This is a genomic window from Dysgonomonas sp. GY75 (assembly GCF_015234155.1).
Lineage (GTDB): Bacteria > Bacteroidota > Bacteroidia > Bacteroidales > Dysgonomonadaceae > Dysgonomonas > Dysgonomonas gadei.
Genome location: NZ_JADCLQ010000012.1, coordinates 427,537 through 440,388, shown reverse-complemented (window position 1 = coordinate 440,388; position 12,852 = coordinate 427,537). Strand labels below are relative to the sequence as shown.

Annotated in this window: 13 protein-coding genes; all 13 read left to right on the top strand. The window is 41.6% G+C overall.

Annotation, left to right across the window (positions count from 1 at the left end):
• Positions 1 to 23: 23 nt before the first annotated feature.
• Entirely contained in the window at positions 24 to 338 is a 315-nt protein-coding gene (locus tag IR083_RS07280) for a DUF6527 family protein (RefSeq protein ID WP_194223771.1), read from the top strand.
• Between the two features lie 14 nt (positions 339 to 352).
• On the top strand, positions 353 to 649 hold the full coding sequence (locus IR083_RS07275) for a hypothetical protein (RefSeq protein WP_194223770.1): 297 nt from the start codon (positions 353 to 355) through the stop codon (positions 647 to 649).
• A 66-nt stretch (positions 650 to 715) separates the two neighbouring features.
• Positions 716 to 1,036, top strand: a complete 321-nt coding sequence (locus IR083_RS07270; protein ID WP_194223769.1) for an RNA-binding protein — start codon at positions 716 to 718, stop codon at positions 1,034 to 1,036.
• 96 nt (positions 1,037 to 1,132) lie between these two features.
• The gene (locus IR083_RS07265; protein WP_194223768.1) at positions 1,133 to 1,825 is read left to right on the top strand and encodes a hypothetical protein; all 693 of its coding nucleotides are present in this window, start codon (positions 1,133 to 1,135) and stop codon (positions 1,823 to 1,825) included.
• Entirely contained in the window at positions 1,818 to 2,762 is a 945-nt protein-coding gene (locus tag IR083_RS07260; RefSeq protein ID WP_194223767.1) for a hypothetical protein, read from the top strand. The genes IR083_RS07265 and IR083_RS07260 overlap by 8 nt, the downstream gene beginning before the upstream one ends.
• Complete coding sequence (locus IR083_RS07255; RefSeq protein WP_194223766.1) at positions 2,746 to 3,633, top strand: hypothetical protein; 888 nt, start codon at positions 2,746 to 2,748, stop codon at positions 3,631 to 3,633. Before IR083_RS07260 ends, IR083_RS07255 begins: the two co-directional genes overlap by 17 nt.
• Entirely contained in the window at positions 3,630 to 4,193 is a 564-nt protein-coding gene (locus tag IR083_RS07250) for a hypothetical protein (protein ID WP_194223765.1), read from the top strand. The genes IR083_RS07255 and IR083_RS07250 overlap by 4 nt, the downstream gene beginning before the upstream one ends.
• The gene (locus IR083_RS07245) at positions 4,190 to 6,775 is read left to right on the top strand and encodes a hypothetical protein (RefSeq protein ID WP_194223764.1); all 2,586 of its coding nucleotides are present in this window, start codon (positions 4,190 to 4,192) and stop codon (positions 6,773 to 6,775) included. Before IR083_RS07250 ends, IR083_RS07245 begins: the two co-directional genes overlap by 4 nt.
• Before the next feature lie 111 nt (positions 6,776 to 6,886).
• Positions 6,887 to 7,342, top strand: coding sequence for a hypothetical protein (locus tag IR083_RS07240; protein WP_206759853.1), 456 nt, complete (start codon positions 6,887 to 6,889; stop codon positions 7,340 to 7,342).
• Positions 7,343 to 7,662: 320 nt separating this feature from the next.
• Positions 7,663 to 8,922, top strand: coding sequence for a hypothetical protein (locus IR083_RS07235; RefSeq protein ID WP_194223762.1), 1,260 nt, complete (start codon positions 7,663 to 7,665; stop codon positions 8,920 to 8,922).
• A gap of 77 nt (positions 8,923 to 8,999) precedes the next feature.
• Complete coding sequence (locus IR083_RS07230; RefSeq protein WP_194223761.1) at positions 9,000 to 10,070, top strand: exonuclease SbcCD subunit D; 1,071 nt, start codon at positions 9,000 to 9,002, stop codon at positions 10,068 to 10,070.
• A complete protein-coding gene (locus IR083_RS07225; protein WP_194223760.1) occupies positions 10,054 to 12,378 on the top strand; it encodes an SMC family ATPase in 2,325 nt (774 codons plus the stop codon). The genes IR083_RS07230 and IR083_RS07225 overlap by 17 nt, the downstream gene beginning before the upstream one ends.
• Complete coding sequence (locus IR083_RS07220) at positions 12,353 to 12,847, top strand: hypothetical protein (RefSeq protein ID WP_194223759.1); 495 nt, start codon at positions 12,353 to 12,355, stop codon at positions 12,845 to 12,847. Before IR083_RS07225 ends, IR083_RS07220 begins: the two co-directional genes overlap by 26 nt.
• Positions 12,848 to 12,852: the final 5 nt, after the last annotated feature.

Here is a 12,852-nt window from a genome sequence, read left to right as displayed (position 1 = left end):
AGATCAATAAAAACAACCAATCCATGAAATTCAGGGAAGTAAAAGAAATGGGAAAAGGCATCTATGAGCTCTATTGCCCGGGATGCCGGTGCCGCCATCATGTATGGACCGGTAAAAACGTGCGGCCATACTGGGACTTCAACGGCGATACGGACAAACCGACGGTCTCGCCATCCATACTGGTAACGTATCGCGTACCCGCCGGAGACCGGATATGCCATTTCTTTATAAGGGACGGCAGGATACAGTACCTGAATGACTGCACGCACGGATTACGGGGGAAAACCCTTGAATTAAGCGGTATAGATGCAGCAACCGGTGAATCATTAACCATTTAATAATATAAACAAAGATGAATATTACAAGTACCACTGTCATCAGGCACGGGGACCTTCAGACTGTCAATGCCTGGTACCGGATAGAATACGTTATACTGGATTCAAAGCTAAGCCGTATCCAGGTAAATGTTTATGAACCAGCGGATACGGAGAATGAGGAAAAATACCTTGGGTGCATTTCCTTTGAGAATGGCATGGTAAGCTGCTCCCTGCCCGTTCCGGAAAACTGTTCCCTGCCGGATTATTTCGGGGATTTTGAAGTCATCATGGAACGGATCAAGGCAGAATCCGCAGGTCAGCCTGGTAAATAATGCCGGTTCCATAAACCTCTTATGTCCCGGTATCCTATTCTTAGGAAATATTAAATAGATAACGAGATGGAATTAACGATCAAAGACCGGCTGTATATCCCGGCTATTTTACCGAAAGAAGGAAACTTTTCCCAGTTCAATACCAAGAAGGATATTCTCCGCAAAATTGAAATCTCCGATAAGGAACGACAGGATACGGGCCTGACGGAGAATAAAGAGAACAAACGTATCGAATGGGACGTGGAGAAAGACATTCCCTTAAACATGGAATTCTCACCGCAGGAACTGGAATATTTAAAACAAGCCTGCGAACGTATCTCGGACGAGCAGCTCCCGGACGATATGTGGGGGACGGTACAAAAGATCTACAATGTTATACAGGAGTAGCTAAAGCTTCTTACGGTTCCATAATGACAGCTCTTATCAGGAGTGAATCTGTCCCCGGCGCTCTGTGTACGGGGATATTTCTTAAGATGAACGTTTATGCCGAGACAGGATATTTATACAGACGCGATATACGGGGAATGCAACCTGACTGACAACCTGACAACCAAGGTTATCAGCCCCTTTGTATTTCTGGACTCTGTTGAAGGGATGGATAACGATACTTATTGCTATGGCGAGGTTACCATTCCCAAAGACTATGCCGGACGGATGGAAGCAGGTAAAAGCATCTACACCCGGATTGAATACACCCCTGTATATAAAGAGTTATTCATCAGGTTAAAATTGGATATTCCGGATATAATCCCGGAATACGTTATAAATAAGTCCGACAATACGGTCTGGTTCCCTATAAAAACAGAGACTGATGATGGAGAGGTATTGCCTGCCCGTACCGCAGGATTACTACAGCTAAATGATAAGGGATATTACAATTTACAGTATATGGGCGATTATATTGCCATATATAGCGCCTATGAAACCGACTTTGAAATAAAAGCCTCCCTGAAACAAAACGAAGTATTCCTGTTGAAAACCTTTGCCGGGAATCTCTACCAGCACCCTGTCACAGGCGTAGGACTGATCGAATTCCTGCACGGGAACTTAGAGAATTCAGGCCTTGCCGGAAAGCTGCAACAGGAATTCGGGGACGACAAGATGATTATTAACAACGCCTATATGGATTCCTCTACGGGAGAATTGTATATGGAAATAACGGAGAAAAATGGGTAAGTATATCGTTACCACCGGTCAGAACCTGTTTGATGTGGCTCTCCATATATACGGTTCAATAGAGGGTATTATCGACTTGATGATGAATAATCCGGACCTGTCCCTTGCCGGTACGTTAAAAGCAGGGGATGAGCTGTCCTATTCCGATGGATATGTGATTGACGCGGGCGTAGTCGCTTACTACAAAGCGAATCATATTATTCCGGCTAATGGGGAACGCCGTGTCTATTACAAGACAAGCTCTTATCCGCTTTTGGTTGAAGTATTGATTGAAAATACGGAGACAAATGTCTCTTTCAGAATTTCCGGCAACGGGAATATGGAAATCGACTGGGGCGATAATTCCGGTATGGAACCGGTATCGCTGGAATATAAATCCCGTGACATATACCATGCTTTTGACAATACAATCCCGGATAAGCGAAAAATCCGCCTGTACGGGGATTTTTCCATTTATGAGATAAACCTGAGTAGTCTGAATGCAAGGGATATCCATGTATTCCGTCCGGTTTACTGTGAAAAGCTGGTATTGAATTCACTAAGCATAGACATCCTGTTTATAGCCTTATTCCCTGACCTGCTGAAACTGGATCTGCAGGGTATCCGTACAGAAACATTATTACCACTCATCGAATGCAGGAACCTGATGGAAATCAACCTGTCCGGCGCTAAATTAAAGACGGAACAGGTGGATGAATACCTTTTTACCCTTGTTCAAAAGCATTACGGACGAAGAAGCTGCAGGGTTACCCTGACGAGCGAACCAAGCGGGGAATACCGGGAACCCGGCAGGGATGAAAATTCCAAATACGTAATTACTTCAGGGATGGAAGCCGTATGGCTCCTGTGCAATGAACCCTCATGGAATGAAGGCGGGTCATGGAACTTTAATATAAACGGCAAAACATATACGGCGGAACATGGCCAGGACAATTAAAGAAATATACAACGAAGCAGTTCGCGAACGCAATAAGCGGCTGGAACTATCTGAGTTTTCCAGTGATTCCAAATTGTCAATAATGAATGGCCTCACATGGGCTTTTTCTGCTGTGATATATAGTTTTGAGGCATTACTGGATGTTTTTGCAATTGATATTTCAAATGCTATAAACAGCCGGATCAATGGTACACCGAATTATTATGCCAATGCTTTGCTGCAATACCAGAAAGGGGATACAATAAAGGTACGTGAAGACGGGCTTGCTTTCGGGTATGAGGTTATTGATGAAACAAAAAGGATAATTACCCAGGTCTCCTATTCCGAAAGCACCAGTGACGTGAACCTGGATAACAAACTCATCTTAAAAGTCGCAACAGGGAAGAAAGGAAAGCTGTCTGCTATATCGGCAGAAGACCTCCTGCTGGTTAATACCTATATCAACCGGATTAAATTTATGGGTACAAGAATAGAGGTGACCAGTCTAAAGGGAGATGTCCTTATACCCCGCGTATCAGTCTACTATGACGGTGCTGTTTTGGAGTCGGAGATATATGACCTGATAGATGAAGCCCTGAACGAATATATTATGAACATCGAGTTTGATGCCGGTATCTATGTTTCCAAAGTTATTGAAACCATACGGAAAGTGAAACATGTAACCGATGTACATATCGATACAAGCACAATCCCGGAACAGGGAATATTTGTCGCCTGCTATGACAGTGACGGGTGTATAGGTTTACCCGAAAAGATCGACAGGCTGATATATACGAATTCCGGATATATCAAAGAGTCCACATGCGCTGGAGAAGAAAAAGAACTGCCGAATTTCCGGCAAAGCATTAAACTGATAATTGATAAAGGATGAGATATAAACTATTTACGGACAGGAGCGTAAACCAGCTTACGCCTCATTATCTTCCGGGGCGAAAATACATATTATTTCTGCAAAGCCTTGTCTATCCTTTGCAGACGCTAAATGAACGGTTTATTGAATTTACTGAGGAAAAGCATATTGAAGCCCGGATGACCAGCCAGGTTATTTACTTTGAATGGTATCTGAACCATAAGTTCAATAAGTACCTGTCAGATAAAAAAGATAAGATATGTATAAAAGAAAGCACGACTGTAGGAGTTGATATTTACCATGAAGGGGTAACCGGGAAGCCATATACGCTTTGGAAAGAAGGGGAAATAATCGATACACAAAATGAATTGGAAAAGCCCCGGGAGTTTTACTTTTTATCGGAAGAAAAAGCGATCAACAAAGTAAGTTTTATGGTCTGTGTCCCTGAAATCAACATAGAGGAGCAGGAATTTGTCTATATACTCTCCTATGTGGTAAACCGTTATAAACTGGCAGGAAAAACATACCTGATAAAGATTAACTCAAAAGAAATTGAACCTAACACAAGGATAACTACATGAAAGAATTTATCGCGGAAACCGGAGGGCGGTATACTTACGCAGATGATATATTAAACCTTCAGGAACTGACACTGAGCCTGACCTCCATATTTGACGGCTGTTCCAATTTTATTATCAGTGGTTGTGAAATTTCCGGGAATGACCTGTCGGAAGGCTATGTGTGGTTAAATAAAAAAGTGCGGCACTTCAGCGGAGCGAAAGGAGTAAGCTTTCCTTATTATATCTATGAGGTAAATAACTACGATACCACCGCTTATGCTAAAGAGGTAAATAAAAAGGGGCGTGTCAATTATTTATCGGCAGGAGCGAAAACCATACCGGATAAGAACGATCCGGTAACAGGACTCAAGCCCGGATTTATAGAAATAAAGAAAGACTATGCTCCGCGGTTTATCGACAAATTCTTCGGGCGCTATGCCGTCCTTTTGGATACTCCTTTCTCTAAACAGACCATAAAGAAGGAACTTACCCTGGCCGGAAAATTTTTAGGGGAAAAAGACATTGAATCGAAAACAGCGCTTTCGGTTGTAAACAGCGCCAATGGATATACTCTGAAGAATATTATTAAGAATTCAGGTGATGGTTCTGCAGGGGTATATCTGAACGGGTTATTGGTGAATGAACTGGTGTTGCATACTGACGGCTCCTTTAGTTTTTATAAACAGGATAAGCTATTGGCCCAACTGTCAGGAGACGGAATTAAATATGCCTCTTCATCATCTACCATATCCCAGATGGGTGCAATATTAATCACCAGCGCTCATATAACCAATACCGAAGACAATACAGACAATGGAGCTGTCAATATAAACTATACAGGTTATAAGCAAGGTATTACCAAGTACCGGAATTTTAATGTTTATAATGGAAAAGCTTCTTCAATACCTATTTTTCAGGTTATAGGAAAAGATAACAGTGTCATAACAAACAGTTTATTGAAAGTTCATAACAACGGGGCAGGTATTGAACTGTCAAATTCCGGTAACCTGAAAACCAATAAGCTATTAATCAATTCTATAAAATGGACAGACAGTGCTTCCGAATTGATTGGCTTCATTGGTTTTTATGAAACAAACAATTATGACCTGACCCTAAGGAATATTATTGGCAATATCAAGATACATTCGCTGGGCTATGTCGATATAACCGGAGAACTCCGGGTAAACGGTATTAATATCGATACCACTTATGCAACCAAAACATTACTGAATACCGAACTGAAGAAAAAGGTCGATGCAATTAACGGCAAGCAGTTATCAACTGAAGACTTTACAAAAGAATACAAATCAAAGCTGGATTCTATTAGTAAAGGGATTATAGGAGAAGATGGAAGCGGATTTATATCGGCAAATGATATAAATGAAGTTTTAAAAAAGAAACTGTCCGTAGAAAAAAACCTTTCTGACCTTAACAATAAATCCCAGGCAAGGGCAAATCTGGATGTTTATTCCAAAACAGAAAGTTGCAGTGCATTCCTGCAAAAATCGAATTGCCTGTTGGAATTGGTAAACCTGACGGCGGATGAAATTAATGGCTTATCTCCTGAAAAGGCAGCCGAACTAAAAGCTAACAAACAAAGTGCGGTAAGGAATAATATTGATGCGGAAAAGAAAGGAACCGGAGATTTAAAACTGGCAAAAGTTTCAAATTTATCAGATCTTCCGGACAAAGTACAGGCAAGAAAGAATTTGGGAATATATTCCAGTGGAGAGATAGATGAAAAGCTAAAAAACTATCTCCCTTCCAGTTCTGCATATGAAGGAGTAGTATTTACCAATGAACATAAATCAAAGCTGGAAGCTATCAAAACCGGGAATTTTGCAGGTGTTGATGCAGAGAATAAACCGATATCGCAAAGTGAAGGCTATGTATTGATTAGCCATGTGGTAAAAGAGTTGGGCAAGAAAGCAAATCTCCTCTTGGATGGTTATAATGATTCCCAGAAAAAAACGATAGCCTCAAATATCGGAGTCTATATCAAATCCGAGTCGGATGCAAGATATGCTTCAGTAGAAGAGCTGTTTCAGGATTTTATCACCTTTCTGGTAAAACAGGGTAAAAATACGACAGAAGCTCAAAAGATACTTCGGGATAAACTGGATGTACCCGGTAAATTGGATTTAAGCAATAACTATCTCCGAAAAGATGGTAAACTATCAGATCTTATCCTCGCCAATGCGGATGCAAAAAAGCAAGCGTGTAGGGTAATTGGTGCTGCTTATGCAGATGAGTATGAGACTAAGATAAAAGATACGGGATGGCTGCAAATGTCAAATTCCGGAGCCGGGACAGATACCCGGCGTTTGTATGTTAGGCAGATAGGGAATATCGTTTGCATACAAGGAGTTATCAATACGGGAAAACGTGATGGCGGTAATTGGGGAGGCACTGTGGCAATCATACCAAACACTATTTCGCCACCACAACACGGAGTAAGGTTTACAGCCTGTGATTTTAATGATGATCATAAATACAACAGGGGATGTTCCTTCATTCTGAATGGAAACAGCCGAAATATTGTACTCTATGAGAGCGGATGGAACAACGTCGATACGAATATTAATTTTACATATATGGTATAGTTATGGGAAAGAAGGTCAATATCCAACGGGATTTACAAAGCAGAAGAGATATTTCAGAGAAAAATATCTTAGCGGAAGTTTATGTTAAACCGGAAATTACAGAAGAAGAAAATGCCGAGAGCCAGGTTACACAAGAACAAGAGACTGACGCAGAGCCCGAAAAAAAGGAAGTTCCGAAAAAAAGAAGAAGGCCGTCCTAAAGGAACATACAAGCGATATTCATTTGAAGAAACACGGCTGGGTTTTATGCTTAAGTATGAAGCCCCGGTTGTGTTTGATATAATAATGCGGATGACTCCGGTTTCAATGGCCGGAGAACCACCCCTATTATTGATTAAGACAATTTGTAAAAGTTCGGATGATACATCTTTAAAAAAGCCGAAGTTCTTTCGTTATCTGGAGGAATATGCACGGTTAGGCCTATTTTGTAAAAGACCTAAGATACTCACTGAAGAAAGGAAGATATACTATGAGGCTATCCGAAAAAAGAAACTGGATATGTATATGAAGGAAAATAAAGATAGGATATCTGCATTAGTGGAATATGAGAGGAAATTAAACAATTAATTTTCTTTTTAAATTTAACATTAATAACAATCCACAATTAACTGATAATATATCAGTTAAATTAATGCGTGAATATTTATTTGAGAAACCTTGCAAGCCTGCCGTGTCCTTTTTATATTTGCAACCCTCTTAATTCCCAGAGGGCTTTATTAATTGAGCCATTTACTACAGGCCACAGAGAGTAATTATTTTCCGGCAATCCCTGCCTTACCAGTCTCTCCCCAGATTATAAATTGAAAATAAACGGAGAACCCGAACCCGTTTGTTGTCGGATCAGATTCTTTTTCGGCATTCAATAACTATCAGCATTTATAATCATTATGCAAGAAGAGAATTATGAAAGTCCGGAGTACATGAATAAGTCGATAGAAGATTTATTTTTAGGTACACAGGAAACGTACAGCGAAGCCCAGCAGCGGGCCATGGAAGAAAACAAGTCTTTCCAGAAAACAGAATTTTTCCGGATGGACAAATTTGGCATTTACCGGTTGCGTATCTTGCCTCTGGCCCCAAACAAAGACGGAAGCATCAACCGTAAGAGCTATGAGTATCCGGTTTATCAGATGCTTTTAGAACTGGAAAAACCATCTGCCGGGGGAAAACCTTCCTATATGTATGTTACAGTTCCAAGAGTGACAGAAGCCGGTTATCCCATTGACCTGATCGATGTTTACCGGAAAGCAGCAGTAAATGCCGCTAACGAAAAAGGCGATGAAAAGCTTGCCGAAAAAATCGGAGGAGGCTCTTTTGGAGGCGGACTGAAATTCAATTATGGGCATGTCATGTATATTTTTGATATGAACGAGAGAGCCAAAGGCCTGCAATTACTGACACTCAGCCATTCACAGTTCAAGGAACTGGATGAACGCAAATTCAAACTCTGGCAGAAAAAATTAAGCAAAAACCCAAACTATCCCTGCCCGGTCAGTTCCGTTTATAATGCCTATCCTGTAGAGATAGAGAAAAAGAAAAACGGGGCAAAAACCGAATACCTTACCAGTATCGACAACGAGTCGGATAATGATATACTGACTGTCGATGAATTAAACGCCCTGATGTCAGCCCCACGCATTCCGGAAGTTGTATACCGCTATTCCCGTTACCAGTTTGAGGCAACCCTCGAATTCCTGAAACAATGCGATATCAAGTACGAAATGGACCTGATGGAATCCGAAGAAATGAAAGAGGCTATCGAAACACTACAGGCTGCCCTGCCGAAGGAAGATACAAGTTCTTTCTCTTTTGATAAGCGTACAAAAGACTCAAAAGAAAATTCATCGGAAATACGCTTGGATGACCTTTATAACCGTTTTGACGACCTGCAAAACAAAGGTCTTGGCGATAAGACTGAAGAAGGTCAGGAATTACGTGCTCTGATCAGAACCTATATCGAACAGGAAAAGCTTAACATCCGCGTTACCCGTTCTACGACCAATGAAGAGTTGTTTGATATGATCGAAAAGGGACTGGAAGAAGGTACAGGCAACGAAAATACCCAAGAGGAAGAAAAAGAAGCAGATCCTGAAGCTGAAACTGAAAAGGAAGAAACCGAAACTGAACGTACCCGCCGCCGGAGATAAGTATAAAAATCCTTGATTATTAACGAAGAGGAAGCGCATATATAATTTGCGCTTCTTCCGTCTAATCTTGCTCAAATATGACTAAGACTATTTTCCCGTGTGTCTTAATGATCAATGACATACATATTTCAAAAGATAATATTCCGGATTTTAATGCGAACTGGAACGAAGCTTTACAGATATGCGAGAAACTGCAAATCAAACTAATAGCTTTGGGTGGTGATCTGTTCCAGTCCAGGGCGGCCCAGGCACTGGATGTATTGCTGGCGGTATATGACGCGTTAGCGGATGCTGAAATAAAAGGAATCGCCGTTGTGATCACTAATGGAAACCATGACCTGGTTGACCAGGAAGCTATAAGGGGTTACTGCCATGTATTCGGAAGGCATGCCAATGTGACTGTAGTAGACGATTTCCTGACTCTTACCGAAAACAACTGGGATTTTGCGTTGCATATGATCGCATACTTCCCTGAAAGCGGAAGTTTCACCGATAAGCTGAACGCTTTAATTCATAGAGGCTTAGATGCGGGAAAGAAAAACTACCTGTATATCCATGAAGGAATCAACGGAGCCCTGGCGCATCCTTCGGACAATGAACTGCCTGCCCATATTTTTTCGGATTTCGACAGGGTATTTGCTGGGCATTACCACGACCGTACCGTTATTCCCGGAACAAATATTGAATACATCGGCTCATCCCGACAGCATAACTTCGGGGAGGATGAAGAAAAGGGTTATACCATACTCTACACTGACGGAACTCAGGAATTTATCAAAAACAAAGCCAACACACGGTTTATGGTTCTCGATATCCCGGTAGAAAAAGTAAATGTCCACCTCAAAGACCGCCTGGATGAAGTAAAAGCCGATGGAAAATACAAAGTAAAAGTACGTATACACTGTGATACCGCCGAGGCAAATAATATTGATAAGAACGAACTGATCCAGTGCGGCGCATCAAAAGTAGAGGTTGTCACTAAAGACCCGGAGCTAAAAGCAATTACTTCTACCAGCCTGTTCGAGAAATTCGACAGCAATAAAATCCAGGAAAATTACCAACAATTCTGTCAGGAGAAGAATATAGAAGATGTTTCTCTTGGCCTGTCTTATCTAGCTAAAATTGACAAATATGTGGAAACTAACTGAAATATACGCCCAGAATATATGTGCATTCCGTGAACTCAATTATATGATACAACAAGGGGTGACAACATTGATATTCGGAGACAACAGGGACAACGAAAGCCAGAGAAGCAACGGCTCCGGCAAATCAGCGCTGATTGAATGTATTTCGATCGGGATAACAGGAAGCCCCTTAAGGAAAATCAAGAATGAAGAGATTATCAATGATAATTCCGATGAAGCGATGATCGAGCTTCAGTTCAGGAATGATGCCTGTGGCGAAACCCTTGTAATAGAGCGGAAACTCTACCGAAAAGAAGCTTCGGTAGTGGCCTGCTATCTTATACATGGCGAAAAATCTGACCCCGAACCGGTCGCACAACATTCGGTGGATGCCTATAATAAATTTCTCCTTGAAAAACTGGGAGTGACTAAAGACGAACTGTATAATAATTTCATTCTTTCCAAATATAAGTATCAGGACTTCCTTTCCTGTTCCGACAAAGAAAAGAAAGAGATAATCAACCGCTTCAGTAACGGAAATCTTGTAGATAAAGCCATCGAAAATATTATAGCGGATAAAATACCTATAGAAGAGCTACTTAAGAAAAGGGACCTGGAGTTTGCGGGAATAGAAGGACGGATATCCATCCTGACGGAGCAGATCGAAAAAGAGAAAGACGAAAAAGATGACCGGAGGAAAAGCAATCAGGAAAAAATAGAAAGCCTTGAATTGTCTATTGCGAATAAAAGAAACCTGCTCCGCGAAAAAGCCGGAGAACTGAGCCTGCTGGATACCGAACTGGTCAGGGTGGAAGAAACCGATAAGCAGATACAGGAGCTGGAGAACAAGGAGTGCAAACTGGAAGATTACTTATCCGGGATAAACCATCATTTATCGCTGATTACCTTTTCATCCCGGATGACGGACTGGAACGCAGTCATTAACGATAAGAAAAAACGTATCAATGAAGCGGAACAGGAACTGAAAATATGGGATGAATCCTTTGTTATAGCCGAAGAAAAGGTCAATCAGGCAACAGCATCACATTCCGGCCTTTTAGCTGAATATGAAGTGTTTTCCAAAAACAGCATTGACAAAGCCGAGACGTATGACGGCCAGTTAAGACGGCTGGAGCAGAAGTTAATCCGGGTAAATTCAGACCTTGATTCCATAAGGAAAAACCGCAGGGCGTTGTCTGCCGCAATAGATAACCTGAATAATAAACTAGCCGGAGCGATTACCTGTCCATCCTGCGGATTCGAATTTATCGTATCCGATCAAAACTTCGATGTAGAAAAAGGCAAAATAGAAGTAGACGAACAAGGCCGCAAATACATTACCCTCACATCCAAAATCAATGATACGGAAAAAGAGGCGGAAGATGTAGAGTCAGAACAGGCGCATATCCGTGATGAGAAACGTAATCTTTCGAACCAGAGACAAAGCTGGCTGTCCAGGCTGGATGAATCGGAGAATAATGTGAAGAGGGCTTCTGTCGAAATGGAAAAGACAAGGATGAACCAGGATAATATTATCGGTACGATTAATCAACTAAACGGAGAGATTGAAGGTATTCTTAGACAGGTATTCGATGAAGCGTTCGACCTGATTGACGAAGCATATAAGATCATTGAACGGAAGAAAGGCAATGTAGGAGAAGAGATCAATGCCGCAGAAAGTTCGATAGACACCTTGGAGAAGGCAATTCAAGAGATCGGTGAAAATTCCGGCTCCGGTTTACTGGAATCACTGGAGAAATCCCTGTTGGAATATAAAGAAAAGGCAAGTGATACCCTGTTGAGAAAGAATAAAATTGAGCAGGAGCTCCAACTCCTTCAAAGGCAGGAGCAAAACTTTATTGAATTCAAGACTTTTCTCGCCAACACGAAGATTGAAGCATTGAGCCAGATAACCAACGAGTTTCTTGAAAATATCGGCAGTGATATCCGCATCCGGTTCTCCGGCTATACCGTATTGAAGTCAGGAAAGGTAAGGGAAAAGATATCGATCTCCCTGATCCGCGCCGGGCTCGATTGTGGCTCCTTCGGGAAATTCAGTGCCGGTGAAGCAGCCCGGGTTAATCTGGCAACGATACTGGCTATGCAGAAACTGATAAATGCAAACTGCGATGTAGATAAAGGGCTCGATCTGCTTGTGCTGGATGAAATCGTGGAGGCTGTTGACGAAGCTGGATTAGCATATATGTTTGCCGCATTGAATAAGCTGGGCATAACGGCCTTGATCGTCAGTCACGGAAATATCGCCGAGTCGTACCCTCACACTCTAAAAATTATAAAAGAAAATGGCGAATCAAGACTTGACGAATAGCTTTCGTGAAATTAATAAAACAGAATTGCTCAGTTTGGATATTGCGACCCGTACAGGATATTTTTCGATACATGGTTCCGGCACATGGAATTTTAACGAGACCAAAAAGAGAAACAATAATAAGCAGCATAAGGCATTCTATGAGACAATATCTTCTTTCATAAAAGATAATGGAGTTAAGCTAATAGTCGCCGAAGATATCAATGTCAATAATTATTTCACTGATATCAAAAAGCTAAGCCAATTCCACGGACTGCTATACCTTATCTGCGATGAGTTATCCCTTCCCGATCCCTATTATGTCAATGTCGCCACGCTCAAGAAGTGGGCGACAGGCAATGGCCGGGCATCCAAGCAGGAGATGATGCAGGCCTGTACAGACAAGTATGGCTTTATACCCCCGGATGACAACGTTTCGGATGCCTGCCACCTCTATCATTATTTTATCCGCAAATACAGAATTTTCTAAAGAAA